Source organism: Deinococcus roseus (assembly GCF_014646895.1).
In the GTDB taxonomy this organism is placed as follows: Bacteria; Deinococcota; Deinococci; order Deinococcales; family Deinococcaceae; genus Deinococcus_C; species Deinococcus_C roseus.
In genome coordinates this window covers 149,088-171,726 of the sequence record NZ_BMOD01000006.1, presented here as the reverse complement: position 1 = coordinate 171,726, position 22,639 = coordinate 149,088, and the positions used below count along the sequence as shown (strand labels likewise).

The 22,639-nt window shown below is 56.5% G+C and carries 16 protein-coding genes; 10 read left to right on the top strand and 6 right to left on the bottom strand.

Features of this window, described 5'->3' with window-relative positions; genetic code table 11:
- Window positions 1–79: 79 nt before the first annotated feature.
- A complete protein-coding gene (locus tag IEY52_RS10750) occupies window positions 80–1,279 on the bottom strand; it encodes an argininosuccinate synthase (RefSeq protein WP_189002681.1) in 1,200 nt (399 codons plus the stop codon).
- A gap of 763 nt (window positions 1,280–2,042) precedes the next feature.
- On the opposite strand from IEY52_RS10750, the gene carB reads away from it, so the two are divergent.
- Entirely contained in the window at window positions 2,043–5,111 is a 3,069-nt protein-coding gene (gene carB, locus IEY52_RS10745; RefSeq protein ID WP_189002680.1) for a carbamoyl-phosphate synthase large subunit, read from the top strand.
- 241 nt (window positions 5,112–5,352) lie between these two features.
- Here the strand turns inward: carB and IEY52_RS10740 are convergent, their stop codons facing one another.
- Complete coding sequence (locus IEY52_RS10740) at window positions 5,353–6,030, bottom strand: glycerophosphodiester phosphodiesterase (RefSeq protein WP_189002679.1); 678 nt, start codon at window positions 6,028–6,030, stop codon at window positions 5,353–5,355.
- Between the two features lie 98 nt (window positions 6,031–6,128).
- Here IEY52_RS10740 and IEY52_RS10735 point away from each other — a divergent pair, with 98 nt between their 5' ends.
- The 4 genes from IEY52_RS10735 (at window position 6,129) to IEY52_RS10720 (ending at window position 10,051) form a co-directional block, all read left to right on the top strand.
- The gene (locus IEY52_RS10735) at window positions 6,129–6,794 is read left to right on the top strand and encodes a hypothetical protein (protein WP_189002678.1); all 666 of its coding nucleotides are present in this window, start codon (window positions 6,129–6,131) and stop codon (window positions 6,792–6,794) included.
- The gene (locus IEY52_RS10730; RefSeq protein WP_189002677.1) at window positions 6,791–7,849 is read left to right on the top strand and encodes a [LysW]-lysine hydrolase; all 1,059 of its coding nucleotides are present in this window, start codon (window positions 6,791–6,793) and stop codon (window positions 7,847–7,849) included. Before IEY52_RS10735 ends, IEY52_RS10730 begins: the two co-directional genes overlap by 4 nt.
- A gap of 56 nt (window positions 7,850–7,905) precedes the next feature.
- Window positions 7,906–9,654 carry an SLC13 family permease gene (locus IEY52_RS10725; protein ID WP_189002676.1) on the top strand — a complete coding sequence of 583 codons (1,749 nt, stop codon included), beginning with the start codon at window positions 7,906–7,908 and terminating at the stop codon, window positions 9,652–9,654.
- Between the two features lie 217 nt (window positions 9,655–9,871).
- On the top strand, window positions 9,872–10,051 hold the full coding sequence (locus IEY52_RS10720; RefSeq protein ID WP_189002675.1) for a hypothetical protein: 180 nt from the start codon (window positions 9,872–9,874) through the stop codon (window positions 10,049–10,051).
- A gap of 53 nt (window positions 10,052–10,104) precedes the next feature.
- On the opposite strand, the gene IEY52_RS10715 is transcribed toward IEY52_RS10720, so the two are convergent.
- Window positions 10,105–11,364 (bottom strand): MFS transporter, encoded by a 1,260-nt coding sequence (locus IEY52_RS10715; protein ID WP_189002674.1) that lies wholly within the window; start codon window positions 11,362–11,364, stop codon window positions 10,105–10,107.
- A gap of 166 nt (window positions 11,365–11,530) precedes the next feature.
- Between IEY52_RS10715 and IEY52_RS10710 the strand changes: the two genes are divergently transcribed.
- Window positions 11,531–13,474: a LysM peptidoglycan-binding domain-containing protein gene (locus tag IEY52_RS10710; RefSeq protein WP_189002673.1), complete on the top strand. Its 1,944-nt coding sequence runs from the start codon at window positions 11,531–11,533 to the stop codon at window positions 13,472–13,474.
- 85 nt (window positions 13,475–13,559) lie between these two features.
- On the opposite strand, the gene IEY52_RS10705 is transcribed toward IEY52_RS10710, so the two are convergent.
- A complete protein-coding gene (locus IEY52_RS10705) occupies window positions 13,560–13,946 on the bottom strand; it encodes a M67 family metallopeptidase (RefSeq protein ID WP_189002672.1) in 387 nt (128 codons plus the stop codon).
- Between the two features lie 564 nt (window positions 13,947–14,510).
- On the opposite strand from IEY52_RS10705, the gene IEY52_RS10700 reads away from it, so the two are divergent.
- The 3 genes from IEY52_RS10700 to IEY52_RS10690 all read left to right on the top strand — a co-directional run bounded on the left by IEY52_RS10700 (window position 14,511) and on the right by IEY52_RS10690 (window position 20,342).
- On the top strand, window positions 14,511–17,474 hold the full coding sequence (locus IEY52_RS10700; protein ID WP_189002671.1) for an FtsK/SpoIIIE family DNA translocase: 2,964 nt from the start codon (window positions 14,511–14,513) through the stop codon (window positions 17,472–17,474).
- Between the two features lie 97 nt (window positions 17,475–17,571).
- The gene (locus IEY52_RS10695) at window positions 17,572–18,021 is read left to right on the top strand and encodes a GspH/FimT family pseudopilin (RefSeq protein WP_189002670.1); all 450 of its coding nucleotides are present in this window, start codon (window positions 17,572–17,574) and stop codon (window positions 18,019–18,021) included.
- A 206-nt stretch (window positions 18,022–18,227) separates the two neighbouring features.
- A complete protein-coding gene (locus tag IEY52_RS10690; protein WP_189002669.1) occupies window positions 18,228–20,342 on the top strand; it encodes a hypothetical protein in 2,115 nt (704 codons plus the stop codon).
- A 69-nt stretch (window positions 20,343–20,411) separates the two neighbouring features.
- Here the strand turns inward: IEY52_RS10690 and pcp are convergent, their stop codons facing one another.
- On the bottom strand, window positions 20,412–21,053 hold the full coding sequence (gene pcp / locus IEY52_RS10685; protein WP_189002668.1) for a pyroglutamyl-peptidase I: 642 nt from the start codon (window positions 21,051–21,053) through the stop codon (window positions 20,412–20,414).
- A gap of 50 nt (window positions 21,054–21,103) precedes the next feature.
- Complete coding sequence (locus tag IEY52_RS10680) at window positions 21,104–22,075, bottom strand: aldo/keto reductase (RefSeq protein WP_189002667.1); 972 nt, start codon at window positions 22,073–22,075, stop codon at window positions 21,104–21,106.
- 306 nt (window positions 22,076–22,381) lie between these two features.
- Here IEY52_RS10680 and IEY52_RS26650 point away from each other — a divergent pair.
- The coding region (locus tag IEY52_RS26650; protein WP_229684729.1) for an LLM class flavin-dependent oxidoreductase at window positions 22,382–22,639 on the top strand (258 nt) is incomplete at its 3' end.

Genomic DNA, 22,639 nt, shown 5'->3' with positions numbered 1-22,639 from the left:
AAGCAGGTGCCCTGAGTGAGGAACAGTCCCCCCTCGTCAGGGGAATTGCAGGGGCGAGGCGTGCCTCGCCCCTGGGGGGTTACTTGCTGTTCACCCGGTTCAACACCCGCAGGCGCAGGGCGTTCAGTTTGATGAAGGCGGCAGCGTCTGCCTGGTTGTACACGCTGTCGGCCTCGAAGGTGACCAGTTCCTTGTCGTAGAGGCTGTAGGGAGACTTGCGGCCCACCACGGTGGCGTTGCCCTTGTAAAGCTTGATGCGGGCGGTTCCGGTCACGCGCTGTGCCACGTGGTCGAAGTAGACCTGCAGGGCTTCACGCTCGGGGGCATACCAGAAGCCGTTGTACACCAGTTCGGCGTACTTGGGGGAAAGCTGGTCGCGCTGGTGCAGCACTTCACGGTCCAGGGCCAGGGATTCCACAGCACGGCGGGCATGGTAGAGCAGGGTTCCACCGGGGGTTTCGTACACGCCACGGGACTTCATGCCCACGAAGCGGTTTTCCACGAGGTCCACGCGGCCCACACCGTGCGCTCCTGCGACCTGGTTGGCTTTTTCCAGCAGCTGTGCAGGAGAGAGTTTTTCTCCGTTGATGGCGACAGGATCACCGGCAACGAATTCAATTTCCACGTATTCAGGGGTGTCAGGAGCATCCTCGGGGTTCACGGTCAGTTTGAACATGTGGCTGGGGGGCTCACTCCAGGGGTCTTCCAGCACGCCACCTTCGTAGGAGATGTGCAGCATGTTGGCATCGGTGCTCCAGGGGTCCTTTTTGGTGGTGGGCACGGGGATGTTGTGCTCGTGTGCGAAAGCTTCGAGGTCAGAGCGGCCCTTGAAGTCCCATTCCCGCCAGGGGGCCACGGTTTTGATGTCGGGCTTGAGGGCGAAAGCGGTCAATTCGAAGCGCACCTGATCGTTGCCTTTTCCGGTGGCACCGTGGGAAACGGCCACTGCACCTTCTTTTTCAGCGATCTCGACCATGTGCTTGGCAATCAGGGGGCGGGCAATGCTGGTCCCGAGCAGGTAGTAGCCTTCGTAGAGGGCACTCGAACGCATCATGGGAAACACAAAGTCTTTGATGAATTCTTCTTTGAGGTCCAGGGCGTAGGCGTTCACGGCTCCGGTGTTGAGGGCCTTCACGCGGGCCTGTTCCACTTCGTCGCCCTGTCCGAGGTCGGCGGTGAAAGCCACCACGTCGTAATTGCGCTCAACCTGCAGCCATTTGAGAATGATGGAGGTGTCCAGTCCTCCGCTGTATGCCAGTACGATTTTTTCTTTGGTCATGGTGCAACTCCTCTAGAAGGGACTTCAGGGGAAATCTCAGGGGGGTCTCGCTGTTCCCGATTGGGAAGGGTCGACAGAAAAAACCCCGACGTAAAAGACCATAACACCTTTAAATCTCGGGTGTGTCGGGTGGTCTTAACGTCGTGGCAGTCTGGTCATCATGGTTGAGGGAACACGCTTGAGCGTATATTCATACAGAGATTAACATTTTTATGCGGGGGTGTCAATGGATTATTCAGCATATGGCAAGAGCAGGTCTGCACTGTAAAGTAAACTTGCCGAGAGCCGAGGGCCGAGGGCCGAGGGCAAAACCAGGCTTCAGCTAAAGCTTTTTTAGCTCTCGACCCTTGGCTCTCAGCAGCCAGAACAGACCCGTCATCTCTCCCAGGCAACCATCAACACCCGTGTATATACAGCGAATACGCATTTTCTTGCTGCATCCTCAACAATGGGTTTCTGGCAGCACAGACAGCAAAAAGCTGCTTCTCATGCATCCACTGTGAGGCATCTTTATGCCCGCACCTCAAAAACTTTAAGGGAAAGTCCTGCTCTGCAAAGGAAAATACTGTGAATCGAAGGCGTTGATTTCTGCATAAATTTATTAACCCATTGCATAGATGTGTTGCAAAGACCCGACCCTCTCATGCTATCCTTTACGGTTGGAATGTTTGCAGATTCTGAAAAGCTGCAAAACAGCAAGACCATCCCGACCCCTGACCCGTTTCCCTGCTGCTGAATGCAGCGTGACCCATGAAGGAGCGTTATGCCTGCACGGACCGACCTCAAAAAAATCCTGATTCTCGGCAGTGGACCCATTCAGATCGGGCAAGCTGCCGAGTTTGATTATTCCGGCACCCAGGCCCTGAAGGCCCTGAAAAAAGCCGGTTACGACGTGATCCTGATCAATTCCAACCCGGCCACCATCATGACCGACCCGGAACTTGCAGACCAGACCTACATCGAGCCCTTGACCAGGGATTACGTGAAGGCCGTCATTGCCAAGGAGCGCCCGGACGCCATCCTGCCCACACTCGGGGGCCAGACCGCTCTGAACCTGGCCATGGAACTCCATGAAACCGGCGTGCTGGAAGAGTATGGGGTGCAACTGATCGGGGCAGGTCCTGAGGCCATCAAAAAAGGCGAGGACCGCGAACTGTTCCAGGCCGCCATGAAGAAAATTGGCGTAGAGACCGCCAGAGGCAAGATGGTGCACACCCTCGAAGAAGCAAAAGAGTTCCAGAAAGAACTGGGCCTGCCTGTGGTGATTCGCCCCAGCTTCACCCTGGGGGGCACCGGGGGCGGCATTGCCCACAGCTACGAGGAATTTCTCGAGATCACCGAACAGGGTTTGCGCGACTCTCCGGTGACCAGCGTGCTGCTCGAAGAATCCATTCTAGGGTGGAAGGAATACGAGCTTGAGGTGATGCGGGACACCAACGACACCGTGGTGATCATCACCAGCATTGAAAACTTCGATCCCATGGGCGTGCACACCGGGGACTCCATCACCGTGGCCCCTGCCCAGACCCTCTCCGACATGGAATACCAAAGGCTCAGGGACCAGTCTCTGGCCATCATCCGGGAAATTGGGGTGGAGACCGGCGGAAGCAACATCCAGTTCGCCGTGAACCCCAAAAACGGGCGCGTGATCGTCATTGAGATGAACCCCCGTGTGAGCCGTTCTTCTGCACTGGCCTCCAAGGCCACCGGGTTCCCCATTGCAAAAATTGCTGCACTGCTGGCCGTCGGGTACCACCTGGACGAGCTTCCCAACGACATCACCCGCGTGACCCCTGCGGCTTTTGAACCCACCATCGATTACGTGGTGACCAAGATCCCCAGGTTCGCCTTTGAGAAGTTCCCCGGAACCTCCGACCACCTGGGCACCCAGATGCGCTCCGTGGGCGAAGTGATGGCCATTGGTCGCACCTTCAAGGAATCCCTGCAGAAAGCCATCCGCTCCCTGGAAGGGGACCTGCGTGCCGACTTTGCCGAGCGCAGCGAAGAAGAACTGCGGGGTCTCCTCTACCCCAACCCCAGACGCATCGGTGCCCTGCTGGAACTGATCCGCCGTGGCATGACCCTGGAAGAGCTGCACAAAATCACCTTCATTGACCCCTGGTTTTTGTCCCAGGTCAAAGAGATCATGGACGCCGAGAAAGAGATCCTGGAGCTCGGAGACATCAAAGAGTGGAAGTACGAATACTGGCGCGAAATCAAGCGTCTGGGCTTCAGTGACACCAGAATCGGTGAAATTGTTGGCCTGACCGAACTTGAAGTGCGTGAACTCCGCAAGAAGGCCAAGGCCACCCCGGTGTACAAAACTGTGGACACCTGCGGTGCCGAGTTCGAGGCTTTCACCCCTTACCACTACAGCACCTACGAGTGGGAAGATGAGGTCACCCCCACCGACAAACCCAAGATCGTGATTCTGGGTTCCGGTCCCAACCGCATCGGGCAGGGCGTGGAATTTGATTACGCCACCGTGCACGCGGTGTGGGCACTGCAGGCAGCGGGTTATGAGACCATCATGGTCAACTCCAACCCTGAGACCGTCTCCACCGACTACGACACTGCAGACCGTCTGTACTTCGAGCCCCTGACATTTGAAGACGTGATGAACATCATCGACCACGAGAAACCCGTGGGCGTGATCGTGCAACTCGGGGGCCAGACCCCCCTGAAACTCGCTGGAAAACTGGCTGCTGCAGGGGCACCCATCATCGGGACCAGCCCTGAAACCATCCACCAGGCCGAGGACCGCAAGAGCTTCAACGACCTCTGCGAAAAACTGGGCATTCCCCAGCCAAAAGGCCTGGTTGCCAGCGACGCAGAAGAAGCCTACCAGCACGCCGAAAAACTGGGCTTCCCCCTGATGGTCCGTCCTTCCTACGTGCTCGGGGGCCGCGCCATGCGCACCGTGCGCAGCATGGATGAGCTGAAAACCTACCTGGAAGAGGTGTACGCCGAAGTGGAAGGCAAACCCTCGATCCTTCTCGATCAATTCCTGGAAGGCGCTTTAGAGCTGGATGTGGACACCCTCTGCGATGGTGAACGTGCCGTGGTGGCAGGCATCATGGAGCACATCGAGGCTGCAGGGATTCACTCGGGCGACTCCGCCTGCATCCTGCCCCCCGTGCACCTCTCCGACGAGATGCTGAAAACCATCAAGGAAACCACGGAGCGCCTTGCACTCGAACTTGGCGTGAGGGGCCTGATGAACGTGCAGTACGCCATCAAAGACGGTGTGCCCTACATTCTGGAAGCCAACCCCCGTGCTTCCCGCACCGTGCCTTTCGTGAGCAAGGCCATCGGGCACCCTCTGGCGAAATACGCTGCACTGATTGGGGTGGGCAGGACCCTGGAAGACCTGAACTTCCTGGAAACCCCCCAGCCCAAAATGTACAGCGTCAAAGAAGTGCACCTGCCCTTCCTGAAGTTCAAGAACGTGCGCCCCATCCTGGGTCCAGAAATGAAATCCACCGGGGAAAGCATGGGCATTGACGCCGATCCTTACAAGGCGTTCTACCGTGCCCAGCTTGGGGTCAAGAGCATGCTGCCCGGCGAAGGAACCATCACCGTGATCGGCAGGGATCTGGACGACGTGTGCAAGATGCTGCAGGATGCTGGTTACGCCGTAGGCACCCGACCCGGCAAGGAACTCCCCCGCCTCTTGATCGACACCACCGGAAGCCAGTACCTGCGCACCTGCCTGGAGCGTGGTGTACCCATTGTCAGCACCAGAGAGGCTGCCATCTGGACCGCCAAAGCCCTGGCGGCTGTGCAAGATGAGGCTCCCTCTGTGAAGAGTTTGCAAGAGTGGCTGGCGTAAATTGGCCTGACGGCCAATTGCAGAAGGCTTAAAAGACATTTAAGGGCGCAGCGGACAGGGGGACCGGAATTGGTCCCCCTGTTTTGTACAAGAGAACGTGCTGCGCCCTTTGCGTTGCAAGGATGGATTTTCTTGTGGATGACAAAGCCTTTGCTGCGTTGATCAGGAGCAGGGAAATCTCACCCTCAGCAACCTCAAACAAGAACCACCCCCCTTCGTTAAAGCGAGGTGCGGGAGGATCTCACCCCTCTCCCAGAAGCACCTCCGGCACATCCCCGATCACAGCATCCAGGCCCCAGGCCTTGAATTTTTGCATCAGAGCCAGGTCATTCACCGTCCAGGTGAAAACCTGTTTTTTGTTGTTGCGGGCTGCTGACAGCAGGTCTTCCGTCACCTGGGTGTGGTGGGGGTGCAAGCTGTAGAGGGGCAAATGCAGACCCACGGTGGCCAGCCATTCCAGACCGTGCTCGCCGTCATACAGGAAGCCCAGACGGTAACTGCTGTCCAGGGCGTACAGCCGCACCAGGCTGATGGGATTGAAGCTGCTGATCACCATTTGCTCGTGCATGCCGTATTTTTTCAGCACTTCCATCAGGTGTTTTTCCCGACCATCAGAGACGTTGGAGTCGTTTTTCAGTTCGACGTTGATCAGAAAACCTGGGTGGTCTTTTGCCCAGCCCAGCACATCGGAGAGCAAGGGGACAAAAGGGAATTCCTGCTGGATCTCCTGCCAGGTCAAAGAGGCCAGCAGGCGACCATCGGGCAGGTGCTCATCGTGAAACACCACCATCTGGCCGTCACGGGTGGGCTGGGTGTCCAGTTCGATGCCATCCAGACCACAAATCAGGGCGTTCTGGAAGCCTTCGAGGGTGTTCTCACGGTGGGTTCGGGGGGTTCCGCGGTGTCCGAGGCGTTTCATGGTTTGGTTATAACACTGCCAGATCGTAAAGTTGTAAGGGTTTTTCGCTGGAAAACCCACACAGATGCACTATGCTGTATCAGTATTGTGGAGGTCACATGAACTGGGACGAACGTTTGAAAGAAGAGGGCATTGCAGCAAACCTGCGGGCAGACAGCCCTCAGGCGGTGCTGGCAGCTTCTTCTGATGAACTTGTTTATCTGGATGGGCGCAGGGCACAGCGCATCCCACTGTCCAAAATCAGCAAAATCAACATTGATGCACAGGGGCTCCTCAAAATTCAGGCCGGAGGACAGGACGCCCTCTCGGTGTCGGTGCAGGGCTTTCAGGCCACCGACCTGAAGCAATTTTTTGAAGGCCTCAAACCCCTGGTCTCCGAGTCCAAACAAAAAGCAGTGCAGGCCACACAGAAACCTGCTGCTGCCCCCAAACCCACCCCTGCGCCAAAACAAAGCAAACCCAAGCCCACCCCGGCTCCCAGACCCCAGCCTGCGCCAAAAGCCGTTGAGGTTGAACCCGAAGAAGCTGAAATTTCCCGTCCAAACCTGCAGTCAGAAGCCCGCACCCTGATCGGGCGCTTCAAACTGCTGTCCCTCTTGATCGTGCTGGTGGGCGCAGTGTTCGGAGGCTTGCAATACACCGACAACCATGCCCTTTTGATCCAGTCGGTGTGGATGTTCGTGTCCAGCATCTTCCTGGCCCTGGTGGTGCTGGTGCTCAGCGAAGTGTTGCGGGTGCTGATTGACCAGCAGGAGAGAAAATGAGCATCGAGCTGCTCAGGCACGCTGTGGCCATTCCCAGCGTGTCCTACCATGAATCCGAAGTGGCCCATTATCTGGCCGATTACATGTCCAAAAACGGCTTTAACAACACCCAGGTGGATGTTTCTGGCAGTGCGGTCGGAATGCGTGGCTCCGGTCCCCTGACCGTGGTGCTGCTGGGGCACATCGACACGGTTCCTGGAGACATTCAGGTGCGAATTGAAGACGGCAAACTGTACGGGCGCGGTTCCGTGGATGCCAAAGGCAGCTTCTGCACCTTTGTCAGCGCCGTTCAACAGCTTCCCGAAAATGCCCTGCAAAAAGCCCGCTTTGTGTGCGTCGGAGCCACCGAGGAAGAGGCCCCCACCTCCAGAGGGGCCAGACATGCGGTCACACAGCACCAGCCGGATTTCATTTTCATTGGGGAGCCCAGCGCCTGGGATGCAATTACGCTGGGGTACAAAGGCCGCCTGATCTGCAAAGCAGAAATCACCAAAGACAACTTTCACACCGCTGGAGACGGCACCAGTGCTTCTGACGATGTGGTGGAGTTCTGCACCCGCGTGAAAAAGTGGGCACAGGACTGGGGTGAAAAACACAACGCCACAGGGGCCTTCAACACCATCTCGGTGATGGTGCAAAGCATTCATGGAGACGCAGACGGCATGGAACAGGTGGCCCGCGCCACCATCGGCCTCAGGCTTCCTCCGGGACTCCATCCCACTGAAGCCCAGCACCAGATTTTTGAGCACCGCCTTCCTGGAATGCACCTGAATTTCATGGGCCATGAAGTGCCCTACCGGGGAGAAAAAGACACCCCCATCAGCCGCGCTTTGCGCATCGCCATTCGCGAGATGGGCGGCACCCCCAAATTCAAAGTCAAAACCGGCACCAGCGACATGAACGTGGTGGCCCCCCACTGGGATGCCCCCATGGTGGCTTACGGTCCGGGAGACTCTGGATTGGATCACACACCGTTTGAACACCTTGAACTTGCAGAATACGAAAAAGCCATTGAAGTGCTGAAAAGGGCATTGATCAAACTCGTTGGTGCCTGAACCTCAGGAAGTGGCCTGGACCAGCAAACCCGGGCCACTTTCCCGAAAGGAACGGAATGACCACAGAACAACTCCTGATGCTGGTGCTGCTGGTGGTGGCACTGGTGTTTTTTTCTTTTGAACTGCTGGCCGTGGATGTCACCGCACTGCTGATCCTGGCCCTTCTGATCGTTTTTGGCCTGATCAAACCCCAAGAGGCCTTTCAGACTTTCGGGTCTGAAACCGTGGTGGTGATTGCAGGTCTCTTTGTGCTGACCCGCACCCTGCTGAAAACCGGGGTGATCGAAGGCATCGGCACGGCCTTGCAAAAACACCTGGGGAAGCGGGTCAAATGGGTGCTGCGCCTGATGCTGGCCGTGATTGCAGCCGTTTCTGGTTTTGTCTCCAACACCGCCACCGCCGCCGTTTTTTTGCCATTCATGCTCAGCCTGACCCACAAATTGAACCTCAACCCCTCCAAAACCCTGATGCCTCTGGCCTTTGCCAGCATTCTGGGAGGCACCATCACGGTGATTGGGACCAGCACCAACCTGGTGGTTTCCGGAATCCTGCCCAAATTCCAGCAAAAACCCTTTGCTTTCTTTGAGCTGGCCTGGATCGGGGTGCCCATGACCCTGCTGGGACTGGCCTACCTGTGGTTTGTGGCTCCACGTTTGCTGCCAGAACGCAGCACCGACATTGATGTCAATTACCAGCTGCGGGATTATCTGGCAGACCTGACCCTGCCAGAAGGACACCCCTACCACCAGAAAACCCTGCGGGAAACCGGTCTGGGAGAAACCTACCAGTTGTGGGTGCTGGCGGTCCGGCGGGGGGACCACCTGATCCAGTCTCCAGGCTCTGGTTTTGTGATCCTGACTGGAGACACTTTGCTGCTGGAAGGCAGCAGTGCCAACCTGATGCGGGCCAAATCCGCCCTGGGCCTGGTCACCAAAGCCGAAGAAAACGCCAGCCCCAGCTCCCTGAAACTGGTGGAATTGCTGGTGATGCCCCGCTCTCCCCTGCTGGGCCGCACCCTCAAAGAACATGGGTTCCGGGAAAAATACGGCTGCACCGTGCTGGGTTTTCACCGCCTGCAAAAAACCGTGATTGCTCCGGTGGCCCGCACCCGCTTCCAGGTGGGAGATGTCCTGCTGGTGCAGGGCACCCCGGAGCAGGCCGAGCGTCTGAAAAGCAATTTCGTGCTGATCGATGATGTCTCCGAAACCGTGCGGGAACACCGCAAAGCCCCTCTGGCTGTGCTGGGTTTTCTGTTCCCCATCCTGATGGGCGCTTTCGGGTGGATGCCCTTCTCCTCTGCCATTTTGATCAGCGTGGTGGTGATGTTGATTTTCCGGGTCATCTCTCCTGAAGAAAGCTACAGCACCATCGAATGGCCGGTGCTGGCCCTGATTGCAGCCATGCTGGCTTTCGGGGTGGCTTTTCAGGACACTGGAACGGCAAAAGCCATCGCAGGTCTGCTGGCAGACTGGGTGAGACCTCTCGGACCTTACGGCATTCTGGCTGCGTTCTACCTGCTGACGGTGGTGCTGACCCAGCCCATGTCCAACCAGGCCGCTGCACTGGTGGTGCTGCCCCTGGCCCTCGGGGTGGCCAGCGAACTGGGTTACAACCCCCGCACCTTCGCCATTGCCATCACCATTGCCGCCAGCAACAGCTTCATCACCCCCCTGGAGCCCGCCAGCCTGCTGGTGTTCGGTCCTGGACGCTACAAGTTCATGGATTTTGTAAAAGTGGGTTTGCCCCTGACGCTGCTGGCGTTTGTGTTGGGGATGGTGATCATCCCGTGGAAGTGGCCGTTTTGAAGGTGCCGAGGGCCCAGAGCCCAGAGCCCCGTAAATTCTGAAGCTCAGACTGTCAAGGGAAAGTGTTGAGACGGGACGTGCTCCACTCCAATCAAGCGGGTAGAGCAAAACAGACAACTCAAAGCTGGAGCCGGTGCTTTACCACTTGCCCTCGGCTCTCGGCTCTGGGCCCTCGGCATCTTTGCCTCCTTTCATTCACACCTGTTAAAATGAGACCATGACAGAAAACAGTGAAACCCGTGCGACCCCTGCACGCAAACGCAATTACACGGGCTCTGTCGTGACCGCCGTGGTGCTTGGCGTGATTGCTGGAGTGATTGTCGCCCTGTTCTTCCTGAAACGGAAGCATCCCGATGAGGTGGACCGGGATGAAGACGACAACCCTTTATTTGTTTGAGTCCATTTGAGCCTGCCCCCAGACTGGGGGCTTTTTCTTTGTTGGTTCAAAGCTTATTTCAGAGCCTGACGGTAACTGTACAGCAACCATCCCACCAGCAAAAAGCCAATGGAGCTGAGGACCATCACACCCAGATGCGGTCCAAACGGACCGTTGGTGGCAATGACATAGCCTTCCAGCGCCGATCCAATGGGCGCCGTGCCCACCAGCACGGTGGTGTAGAGGCTCATCACCCGGCCCCGCAGTTCATGGGGAATGGAAAGCTGGATCATGCTGTTGGCGCTGACCAGACAGCTCATCATGGCAAAGCCGCAGAGCACCAGTGCACCTGCAGCCAGCATCAGGTTGGGGCTGAGGGCAAAAAGCATGTTGGTGAAAGGCAACGCCACAGCTGCATACCTGAGGTTGCGCTCGGGTCTGGGTTTGCTGGCCTGCCAGAGGGCACCCATCATGCAACCGACACCGAAAGCCGCACTGAGGCCCCCAAAAGCCGCTTCCCTGAGGTGAAACACCTGTTTGGCAAAGTAGGGAATCAGGATGTTGAAGTTGATCACCGTGATGGAGACCACCCCAATCAAAAGCATAATGAATTTCACTTTAGGGCTGGATTTCACGTACCGCAGTCCCTCGGCAATGCGGCCCAGCATGCCCTGCTGGATCTGGGGTTCGGGGTCCTTCCAGTGCAGTTGTGCCTGAATGAACATCACCGCCAGAAACGTCACGGCGTTCAGGTAGAAAGGAAAAGCCAGTCGGCTGAGGTCATGCTCATCCCCTCCAGCCAGCAAATAGACCCCCAGCGGCACCACCAGACCAAACAGCGCCTGACCGATGGTTCTGGAGGTGTTGAACGCCAGGCTGTTGAGGGCCACCGCATTGGGCAGGGCTTCTCTGGGCACAAATTCGGCCAGCAGGGACTGGCGAGCAGGCATGTTAAAAGCATTGGTGAACCCGGAAAGGGCAGACATCACAAAAATCAGGGGCAGGGTGATGGAGCCGCTGTGAATCAGCAACCCGGACACCACTGCAATCAGCATGAAAGCCACCTGCGTGCCCTGCAAAACAGCTTTCTTGGAAATGCGGTCCAGCAATGCTCCAGCAAACAGCGAAAACAGCAGGGTCGGGGTGAACTGCACCACATTGACCCATCCCAGCACCTGACTGGACGAGGTCAGTTCCAGAACCAGATAAGACAGGGCGGTGGTCTGAATCCAGCTGGCCAGCAAACTCAGGATCTGGGAGTACCAGTACACCCTGAAATCGGTGTGAACCAGGGCCTGAAAAGTGCGTTTCTGCCACTGCTGCAAGCCATTCATAAGGTCATCATAAGCCCGTCCTGCACAACCTCTGACTAAGCATGCTGGCTTAAACTTTGACAGTCACAAAGATGAATCTCCTGACAAATGCAACCCTTAATACTATGAGGCATCATGAAAACCTCACATCTTCTCAACATCTTTCTCTGGTTATGATGGGAAGGTCATGCGTTCCAACCTCAGTGTTTTGGGTGTTCTTTTGTTGCTCTCCGCCGCCCAGGCGGGCAGTTATACCGTTCAGAAGAACGATACACTTTACAGCCTCTCAAGACGCTTCGGCCTGAGTGTCGAAGAACTCATGAAACTGAACCATTTAGACGCACCAAACATTGCCCTTGGACAGGTCCTGCAGGTGCCTGATGTCAAAATCGAAACCAAACCCGACATCAAATCCGACATCAAAACCGACATCAAGGTCACTCCAGAAGTCAAAACCCTTTCCCCGGCCCCAAAAGAACACATTGTGGCCAGACAGGAAACCCTGTTTGGCATTGCCAGAAAATACGGCATCAAACTGGAAGACCTCAAACGCTGGAACACCCTGACCAGCAATGAAATTGCCATTGGTCAGGTGTTGAAACTGCAGGGAGATGCAGGAAATTCTGGACCAGGTGCTCCTGCAACCAGCACTGCAGACAGAAGCCCCAGCAAAACCGAGACCGCAAAGACTGAATCCAGCAAAACCGAAGCTGCAAAAACCGATCCAGTCAAAACCAGTGTCAAGAATGAAGTCAAAGCATCTTCTGGCAGCAAAACACAAGGGGTCAAATCTGACGTGGTGAAAACCCCCAGCAAGGCCGAGACAGCAAAAACCGAACCGGTCAAAGTTGAAACAACCAAAACCCCAGTCAAAACCAGCACAGCTGAAACCAAAACAACCAACAAGACCGAAACTGCAAAGACCCCCGTTACCACCAGCAAAACCGAGCCAACAAAGACTGAAGTCCTAAAAACCGAGACAGCAAAAACCGAACCGGTCAAAGTCGAATCAACCAAAACCCCAGTCAAAACCAGCACAGCTGAAACAACAAAATCGGGATCAGCAAAGACTGAACCCCTCAAAACCGAAACAGCAAAAACCACTGAACCACCCAAAACCGAACCCCTCAAAGCCGAACCCAAAGAAGCAAAGGTCAAACCTGTGCTGAGCGGAGCCATCACTTATGTGGTGGAACGGGGAGACACCCTTTATGCACTGGCCCGCAGATTTGAGGTCACTGTGGATGAGTTGATGGCCTGGAATGCCCTGGACAGCAGCACACTGGGGGTGGGTCAGTCCCTGCAATTGATTGCCAGGGTGCAACCTGTTCCCACGCCTGCCTCCGATCCTGTCATGGTCAAAACCCCGGCAGTCATCGAAGACGTCAAAGCTTCCAGCAAAGAGCCTGCAAAAGAACCTGTAAAAGAAGCAGCCAGAGAGCCTGTAAAAGTGGCCTCCACCCTCAAACCTGCTGAAGCAGATCAGATGACCATCAAACCTGTGCAGGTGGTGGACAATGCTGTGGTGATTGCCCCGGTCAGCAACCCTGAACGGCACATTGTGCAAAAAGGAGACACCCTCAGCGTGCTGGCCCGCAAGTATTCCACCACTGTGGGGGCATTGCAAGAGGCCAACAGCCTGACCGACACCAACCTGAGGGTGGGACAGGTGCTGATTTTGCCCAGCACCATCAAGAGCATTCCTGAGCCTTCCAGTCTGGTGAACATTGTGGGCGCCACCCCCAACCCCTGGCGGGATTACGCCATGAGCCTGCTGAACATCCCTTATGTTTATGGGGGCGCAAACCCCGACAAGGGGCTGGACTGCAGTGGATTCACCTTGCTGGTGATGCAGCAGGCAGGCGTTCAACTCCCCAGAACCAGCATGGAACAATCCCAGATTGGTGAAGTGGTGGACCGTTCGGACCTGAAAGAAGGCGATTTGATCTTTTTTGACACCCTGGGGCACGGGGTGTCCCATGTGGGCATTTACCTGGGAGACAACCAGTTCATTCATGCAAACAGCTATCTGGAACGGGTGTCCATTGATGACATCACCAACACCTATTACGCCAGACGGGTGGTGGGGGTGCGTCGGGTGCTGTCTCCGCTGACTGCTGCACAGCAATGACCTGCTCAAAAACAACCTGCTCAAAACCAGAAGGGAGACCTGAAATTCAGGTCTCCCTTCTCTCTTTTTCTGCAGTGGTGCTGCTTCAGGCCACCTGCACCACCACCTGCTCCTGGCTGGGCAGCAGGTAAGCTCCAATTTCTCCTTCCCGGAGGTTGAGGATCAGGTAAGGCACGTCGTATTCGGCATTGCGCACATCGGTCATGCTGGGGACACTGGGACCCTGAGGGTGGGAGTGGTAGATGCCCAGCAGTTCCAGTCCTTCGGATTGCATGACTTTCATGGCCCGCAGGAGGCGTTGAGGATCGGCAAAATAATTTCGGGTGGGGTCCGGGGCCACATTGATCAGGGGGTACACCGCCTGGACCAGATTTCCCACTCCAGCCAGGAGGCCCACGCATTCTCTGGGGGCATCTCTGAATGCATGGGACCACAGTTCTTTCCACAGCACTTCTGGAATACGCAGGATCACAGCCCACCTCCCTGAACCATTCGGGTCTGGATGAAGCGAGGGGATCACCGAAGAGCCCTGCAACGCATCCTGGACCTTGATGTTTTCATTGTGCAGGAAAAAACCTGTCTTTTTCCTTAACAAGTCACACTTTTGGGGTTTTCCCTGCTTGACAGCTACTTGAGAACCCCTGCCCACAAAAGCAGCAAGTACAGCGCCACGGGCACCGCAGCAGACATGAAGAAAATTTTGGCAATGCGCCACAGGTCGGAGAACAGCTCTTTCACAGGTTTATGGTAGCAGGCAGAAGGCGGAAAGCAGAAGGCTGAAGGCAACAATCTGATCCCCATGAATTGTTGTGGATGACCCAGTAGTGCAGCCCAGTTCAGATTGCTGGGCTGGGTCACGAATGCACCTCATTAGGCTTGAGAAAAAGGGCAGACAAAAGAAGAAAACCAGCAAGAGCATGGACTTTGAAGTGTTTTTGGCCTTCTGCTTTCTGCCTTCTGCCCATACACCCACATCACACTCACCAAAGCATGATGCTCAAATCCATGAAGGTGTGCAGCATGCTATTCTTGAGACGTGACCAAACGCATAAAATCCGCCAGCAAAAGCAAGAAAGTGCCTGTCAATCCCGGCAACCATGAGGTGTACGGGCTGGTGCTTTTTGCCGTCGCGCTCTTCTGCATGCTGTGCATTTATGCTCCCAGTCAGTACACCGGAGGACTGGGAACCTCTGTCCGGGATTACCTCAAAGACAACCTGGGCTGGGCCGCATATGCCATTCCCCTGTACCCCATCGTGTATGGGGTGCTGTTGTTCATGGAGAAGAGCCCCAAAAGCATTTCTCGCCCTGTGATCGCCAGTGTGATCTTGCTCATTTCAGGATTGCTGGCCAGCAACATCATCGATCCGCTGTCTGGAGGACAGTGGCTGGGGTACCTCACCGAGCCCATCCGCAAAAGCATCAGCTGGGGGGGTTTGCTGCTTCCCCTGATTGGGTTGACCCTGGGGGCAGAAGTGTTGCTTTTGCTTCCTCCATTCAGTTTGCTGATTGTGTTTTTCCGGCTGGTCACCACCCAGGTGATGGGTCTTGCCCAGACCACCGAATTGAATTCCCAGCAGCGCAAGCTTTACAGCAAATTGCGCGCCCAGGAGCAGGAACTCGAAGCGCTGATGGGGTTGTATCCCACCTCACAGGAACTCAAGGTCTGGCTGGGCACCCTCAGGAAAGCCAAAGTCAACATCCCGGATTTCACCCCAGAAGAAAAACTGCAGCTGGAAGAGGAACTCAGCAACACCCATGATTTGTTGCAGGATTTCTCCACCAAGAAAGCCCATGACATCACCGAGAAGCTGCAAGAAGAAGAATATCCGCTTCCCGAGCTTCCCCATGAACTGGAACGCCCCCTGCGTCTGGAGCTGCAAAGCGCTCAGCTGATGGAAGGGCACCGCACCCAGCTCAACCGGGAATATGCAGAGCTGCTGAACACCATCCGCAAGATGAACCGGGAGCGAGACCAGAACGTCAAAACCCTTTCGGGTCAGGTGAAATCCCACCACCTCAGGCAGGTGCTGTCCCAGCAGGAAAGCCGTTTGCTGTCCTGGAAGCAGACCAGCAAGGCCGTGGCTGCATGGCAACTGCAGGTGGACATCTTCCTGCCCTGGATGGATTTTCTGGTGGAGGTGGCCGCCCATGCCCAGGGTCTGGTGCTGGACAGCGAACTGGCCAAGAAACTCACCCAGAATTTCAAGAAAACCCTGCGTGAAATTGGCTGGTGGCAAAAGAGCCTGGAAAACCTGCAAGGCTCTCCCGCCGTTCCTGCAGCCAGAAATGAAGTGGCAGAGAATGTGGAATTCGATCTGGACTTCAGCAGCCTGGATTTCACTTTTGAAGATCCAACTCCTGTGCCTGCAGATCCCATGCCTGCTCCTGTTCCCACCCAGAACCGTTCTGCGTCTGCCCTGCCTGACCCGGATCCGGCCCCCTGGCTGGACCCTGAAGAAACCAAAGACACCGAAGCCTCCAACCCTCTGGAACCCGAGCAGACCAGAGCCAGCCTGCGGGACCCCCAGCCCACGGTCGGTGCCATTCCTGCCACCCGGCCCGAACCGGATCTGCTGGATCCCATCCCCAACACCCACCAGGACCGCCGCATTCTGGACCAGATGGCCAGAGAACGGGCAGATTTGATCAACCAGACCCTTTCTGAGTTCAAGGTGCAGGCCCGCGTGACGGATTTTGCCCGTGGACCCACGGTCACCCGTTATGAAATTGAACCTGCTCCCGGAGAGAAGATTTCCCGCATTTCAGGCCTGAGCAATGACCTTGCACGGGCACTGGCCGTGGGGGGCGTGCGTGTGGAAGCCCCCGTTCCAGGCAAGAGCGTGATCGGTCTGGAAGTGCCCAATGCTGAACGGGAACCCATCACCTTCCATGCGGCCATTGCCTCCAAGGCTTTCAGTGATTCCAAGGCCAAATTGCCCATCGTGCTGGGCAAAAGCATTGATGGCGAGATGTACGTGGGGGATCTGGCCCGCATGCCCCACCTCTTGATTGCAGGATCCACGGGGTCCGGGAAATCGGTGTGCGTGAACACCCTGATTGTGAGCCTGCTCTACCGGTACCTGCCCCAGGAACTGCGTTTTGTGATGATCGACCCCAAGATGGTGGAACTGACCCCCTACGACGGGATTCCCCACCTGATCCGTCCGGTGGTCACCAATCCTGCAGATGCCGCCGGGGTGCTGCTGGGAACCGTGGCCCACATGGAACGGCGATACAAGATGATGAGCCAGGTCGGGGCCAAGAACCTGGAACAGTACAACGCCAAGATGCGTCAGATTGGCGACCCGGAACTGCCTTACATGGTGATCATCATTGACGAGCTGGCAGATTTGATGATCACCAGCCCCAAAGAAGTGGAAAGCTCCATCATGCGGCTGGCCCAGATGGCCCGCGCCACCGGAATGCACCTTGTGCTGGCCACCCAGCGCCCCAGTGTGGACATCCTGACCAGCCTGATCAAGGTGAACGTGCCTGCCCGCATTGCCTTTGCGGTGTCCAGCAGCCACGATTCCCGCACCATCCTGGACAACACTGGTGCCGAACGCCTGACCGGTCAGGGTGACATGCTGTTCTATCAGCCCGGGCTGGTCAAGCCTGTGCGTTTGCAAGGTCCCTACATCTCTGAAGGCGAAACCGTGCGCATCAACGACTACCTGCGCCGCCAGTTCTTCGAGGACTGGTTCGGGGAGTCTTATGGCACCGATTTCGATGGTGTGGATGAAGCGGGTGGAGGCCCCAAAGCCAATGGCCCGATGGATTTCTCCGATCCCCTGCTGCGTCAGGCTGCAGAGATTTGCATTGAAGAAGGCCAGGGCAGCGTGTCCCGCCTGCAACGCCGCCTGAGCGTGGGCCACGCCCGTGCAGGCAAGCTGATGGACATGCTGGAAGCCATGGGCATTGTCAGCAAACACCAGGGCTCCAAACCACGGGACATCCTGATTTCCAGCGCAGACCTCCCGGAGTTCTTTGGCAAGTGAAATCCCCTGCCCTCCTCAGGGCAAACCCTGAAAACTGCTCACCCGCACAACATTCACCCTTCCAGTCTGAAAATCTGGAGGGGTGAAAACTTCTGGTGTGACTTTACTTGAAATGCTCACGGTGCTGGGCATCCTGGCCGTGGCCCTGCTGATCATGGGATTGAGAACCAGTCCAGACCGCATGCTGCTGGTCCGGGCAGGCAATGAACTGCAGGTTTTTCTGCAAAAAAACCGGCTGGAAGCCATCAAGCGCAACACACCTGTGGTGCTGCATTTTGAGGCTGCAGGCATCCAGAGTTGCCTGGATGCAGACCACACTGGCAGTTGCTCCTCGCATAACCATCTGGACCGCTGGGAAACCGCCCCTTACCGGGGCCTGCAATACCAGGAAAACCTGCCCACCGATCTGGTCTGGACCCCGGAAGGCTTCCCGGCACAGACCGGAACAGGCTTCGCTGCAGGCAGCATCGTGCTGAGCAAAAAGGGCCGCACCCTGAAAGTGATTCTGGCTTCCGGGGGACGAATCCGGCAGGAAATGATGCCATGAGGCCGGTGAAAAGGCCACAGCCCTGAAGGTGCCAGCATCTGTTGTATTCGCGCAGTTTAATGGATTCTTTAGCCAATCCTCAAAAAGCGTTTTTGATTGTGTGACAGCCAGAAACCCTGATTTACAGGGAAGGAATGCCCATTTTCCTCATGCTGGGCCTTTCCCTCTTACAAAGTGGGTATGCGGACACTTTAAGATGGGTGCATATGCGACTGAAAACATTCCTGATCGGCAGTTTGATTTGCTCTTCTGTGGCACTGGCACAAACCGGAGGCACCCTGCCCCTGGTCAATGTGGGAGATGGTTTTGGCTGGATCACCAGAGGGGAAACCTACACCTTTGTGATTCAGGATGAACAAAAGAACGTGCCCATCAATCTTGAGGTGTACTCTCCGGGCCTCAACCTCAACGATTACGTGAATGGCCGGGCCACCACCGGGTATTACGGAGATGAAATTTACGGCAAAGACCTGCCTTTTGCCTCGATCATCACCCTCACGGGACCCAATGGGAAAGTCTTTGAACGCAGATACGAAAACACCCTGGCCCACACCTGGGAACGCCTGATCAGCACGCCCCTGCCCGCAGGCACCTACACCCTCAAGGTCAACAGCGAAGGAAAAGGCAAAAACGCCTACGCCCTGCGTCTGGCCAGTGGCCTCAATTTGCTTTCGGACCAGTTCACCATCAACGCCAGAGGCAAGCCTGACCAGTACATGCTGGCCGCACAATTGAACGTGCCGGATTTCATGCTGGGTCGGGAAATCGAGATCATCAATTATGACGGAGACGGCAATGCAGATCTGGAACTCTACGCAGATGCCCCAGACGGCAAGCGGTACCGCCTGACCACTTCTGACAACGGCAAGAGCGCTACAGACCGCTTCCAGGTCAATCAGGATTTGCTGGGCACCTGGAGCATCTACGCCCGCATCCCCGAAAAACCCAGCCAGTATTCCAACGCCTTCAACCTGAAACTGACCGTCAACAACGCTCCATTCAATGGGATTGTGCCCCCCTTCAGCACCCCAACCGGAGTGAAACTCACCCCCACCGTGACCGTGGAAGTGGTGGATCCCCAGGGCAGGCCCATTCCCAATGCCGGATACACCCTCACCAACAACAAGAACTGGTGCTCTGTTCCCGTGTTGCCCAAGAGCTACATCCCGGTGGGTTCCAGCATCGTGGAAGGCACCGGCAATGTGCAGAGCAGCACCGCTGTGTGTGTGGATCAGGCTCCAGCCAAAATCCGCTTTGTGGCCAAACTGAACGAGGGGAAGCTCAAAGTGAATGCCGTGGCCGTGCTGGGCAACAACCGCATCCCCCTGAACGGCATCCCCTTCCAGGTGAGTGGCATTCCCAGCAACGCACAGGTCACCACCAACCCCCCCTCAGGAAGCATCCCCAGCAACCCGAACAACCCGAACAACTCGAACAATCCAAACAATCCAAACAATCCAAACAATCCAAACAACCCTGGCGACCCGAACAACCCCAACAATCCCAGCAACCCAAACAATCCCAATGCTCCGGTCAGTCCTGCAGGCAGTTCCAGCATCACCGCCAGAACGCCCATCAGCATCAATCTGCCTCCCGGAAGCTACACCGTGATTCCCACGGACATTCCCGGATCCAGCACCTTCACCCAGACCGGAACCGTGGTGATCGAGCAGGAGAACACCGTGACCCTGGAATACCGGGTCAACACCGATGTGCTGGTGTCCACCAGTCCTGATGTGGTGGATTTCTGCGGCAACACCCAGATCAATGCCATTGCCCGGACCCTCTTCCCCTACCCCATCAAGAGCACCCTGAACGTGACCCTGCCCCAGGGCATCACCGCCAGTGTACCCACCCAGACATCAGGAAACCTCTCTGCAGACAGCCCGCTCACCGTGTCCTTTGTGGCAAAAGCCTGCGCCAACGGCAATGTCACGGGTGCACTGGACATCAGCAACCTGAGCACCACCAACGTGGTGCAGGTGCGCCCCCTCAGCCTGGTGATCAGTGGCATCAAGCAGGAAAACAGCCATGTGCGGGTCAAGAAAGCCCTGAGTTTTGATGGTCGGGCTTACAACATCACCCTGAGCCTGAGTGTAGAGAAAGCCGTCAAGAACCTGACCCTGGTGGACGCCCTGCCCAGGAGCGACACCTTCACCACCCGCAGCAACCTGACCAGCAAGGGCATCAATGCAGAAATGAGCGGCAACACCTTCAGGCTCGGGAATGTGGAACCCGGTGAGTACACCATCCAGTACCAGATTTTCTCGGATCTGTCTCCTGAGCAGATTTTGACACTGCCTGACATTTCCTGGGAATGACCCCCTCTTCGCTGCGCTTTTCTCCCCCTGACGAGGGGGAGATTTTTTCTTTGCTGGACACCTGCCAAATCAGCAGATGTTTCCCCCGGAGGCAGCGATGTCCTCGGGGTTTTTGCTGCATTCTTCTGCCAGCACCGCCAGGGCTTTCACGATGGTGGAGAGGGACATGCTGGGTTCCCAGCCTCTGGAGGCCACCTGTTCGGGCAGGTAGGGAACGTGGACAAAGCCTCCGATCACACCCGGAAAATGCAGCTGCAGGTCGTGCATCAGGCCATAAAACACGTTGTTGCACACGAAAGTGCCTGCTGAGTAGCTGATTTCTGCAGGAATGCCTTCCCGGGCCAGGCGCTGCCTGAGCCGCTTGATGGGCAAGGTGGTGAAGTAGGCACTGGGGGCATCTTCAAAGATGGCCTCATCCAGGGGTTGCTGGCCTGCGTTGTCGGGGATGCGGGCATCCATCAGGTTGATGGCCACCCGTTCCAGGCTGATGGACACCCTGCCTCCGGCCTGTCCGGTGCAGATCACCACCTGGGGATGGTGGTCCTCAATGGCGACCCGCAGTTCTTGCAGGGCTGCCCCAAAAACGGTGGGAAGCTGGTGGCACACGATGTCCAGATCTGGAAGAAGTTCTGGGACACGCTGGACGGCCAGCCAGGAGGGGTTGATCTGTTCCCCGCCGAAGGGTTCAAAGCCTGTAAGCAAAACACGCATAGGGGAAGCTTAACCTGCCTTCCCCTGAAAAAAATGTTGCCTGGTCTCTTTTAGCGGTTGATGGAGCTCATGTCCGGGTAGCGGTCTCCTGAGGCAATGCCCAGAGGTGCAATGCGGTCCAGTTCGTCCAGTTCAGCTTGTGTCAACTGAACACTCAGGCTGCCGAGGTTGTCAGCGAGGTATTTGACCCGTTTGGTTCCGGGAATGGGCACGATGTCCTGCCCCTGTGCCAGCACCCATGCCAGCGCCACTTGCGCCGGGGTTGCCCCTTTCTCTCTGGCAAAGTCCTGGATGCGCTGGGCCAGATCGAGGTTCTTGTAAAAGTTCTCGCCCTGAAAGCGGGGGTGGTTGCGGCGGTTGTCGGTGGGTTCAAAATCCTCGGGGCTCTGGAAGGCTCCGGTGAGGAAGCCGCGTCCCAGTGGGCTGTAGGCCACCAGACCCACGCCCAGTTCCCTCAAGGTGGCCAGCAGTCCATCTTCGGGGTCACGGGTCCACAGGGAGTATTCGCTTTGCACGGCGGTGATCGGATGCACTGCATGCGCACGCCTGAGGGTCCCAGGAGACACTTCTGACAGACCAATGTGACGGATCAGTCCAGCTTGCACCAGTTCGGCCAGGGCTTCCACAGTGTCTTCGATGGGGGTGTTTGGGTCCACACGGTGCAGGTAGTACAGATCGATGAAGTCGGTCTGCAGGCGTTTCAGGCTGCCCTCGATGGCCTGCTTCACATATTCGGGTTTGCCATTGATGCCGAAGTGTTCGGTGGGGGTGCGGTGAATGCCGAATTTGGTGGCGAGCACCACCTGATCGCGTTTGCCCTGCAGGTATTTGCCCAGCAGTTCTTCGTTGGTGTGTGGGCCGTACACATCTGCAGTGTCCAGAAAGTTGATGCCATGGTCCAGGGCGTGATCCAGGGTGCGAAAAGATTCTGCATCGTCGGTGGTGCCGTAAGACTGGGACATGCCCATGCAGCCGAGGCCCAGCGGACTGACTTCAAGTGTGCCCAATTTGCGTTTGCTCATGGTGAAACTCCTTTGGTGTGAATCTGTAATCTTTTCAATCCTAGTAAAGATTACAAAATATATCAACAAGGCATCCAGGTGTACCAGAGAGAAGATTTCTGTACAACTTCTGGAATTCCGACCTAGATCTGGGTTTTCTGGCTGACGATGCGCAAAAAATTCGATCTCAGGTCCCTTCAAAAGCCAGCTTTCCAGTTCAATAGTTGACAAATTCTGTAATCTACTCTAACCTTCACCTCAAGCGCCCGGTGCTTCACCGGCAGCATCCCTCCCTGTGTTTAAACCTGTGTGTTTAAAGGAGTCTTCATGACCACTCAAACTGCCAAAAACGTTCCAGAGATTTTCTGGTTCATTCCCACCGGCGGCGATGGCCGTCACCTGGGCAGCAGCAACCAGAAACGCACCAACGATTTTCACTACCTCAAGAGCGTCGCCCAGGCCGCAGATTCCCTCGGCTTTGATGGTGCACTCCTCCCCACCGGGTATGGTTGTGAAGAAGCCTGGATCACTGCTTCTGCTCTCGCTCCCCTCACCCACAACCTCAAATTCCTGGTCGCCGTCAGA

Excerpts from the sequence above, each read along its gene's own strand:
- IEY52_RS10750 (WP_189002681.1), bottom strand. The coding sequence starts at position 1,279 with ATGACCAAAGAAAAAATCGTACTGGCATACAGCGGAGGACTGGACACC.
- carB (WP_189002680.1), top strand. The coding sequence starts at position 2,043 with ATGCCTGCACGGACCGACCTCAAAAAAATCCTGATTCTCGGCAGTGGA.
- IEY52_RS10740 (WP_189002679.1), bottom strand. The coding sequence starts at position 6,030 with ATGAAACGCCTCGGACACCGCGGAACCCCCCGAACCCACCGTGAGAAC.
- IEY52_RS10735 (WP_189002678.1), top strand. The coding sequence starts at position 6,129 with ATGAACTGGGACGAACGTTTGAAAGAAGAGGGCATTGCAGCAAACCTG.
- IEY52_RS10730 (WP_189002677.1), top strand. The coding sequence starts at position 6,791 with ATGAGCATCGAGCTGCTCAGGCACGCTGTGGCCATTCCCAGCGTGTCC.
- IEY52_RS10725 (WP_189002676.1), top strand. The coding sequence starts at position 7,906 with ATGACCACAGAACAACTCCTGATGCTGGTGCTGCTGGTGGTGGCACTG.
- IEY52_RS10720 (WP_189002675.1), top strand. The coding sequence starts at position 9,872 with ATGACAGAAAACAGTGAAACCCGTGCGACCCCTGCACGCAAACGCAAT.
- IEY52_RS10715 (WP_189002674.1), bottom strand. The coding sequence starts at position 11,364 with ATGAATGGCTTGCAGCAGTGGCAGAAACGCACTTTTCAGGCCCTGGTT.
- IEY52_RS10710 (WP_189002673.1), top strand. The coding sequence starts at position 11,531 with ATGCGTTCCAACCTCAGTGTTTTGGGTGTTCTTTTGTTGCTCTCCGCC.
- IEY52_RS10690 (WP_189002669.1), top strand. The coding sequence starts at position 18,228 with ATGCGACTGAAAACATTCCTGATCGGCAGTTTGATTTGCTCTTCTGTG.
- pcp (WP_189002668.1), bottom strand. The coding sequence starts at position 21,053 with ATGCGTGTTTTGCTTACAGGCTTTGAACCCTTCGGCGGGGAACAGATC.
- IEY52_RS10680 (WP_189002667.1), bottom strand. The coding sequence starts at position 22,075 with ATGAGCAAACGCAAATTGGGCACACTTGAAGTCAGTCCGCTGGGCCTC.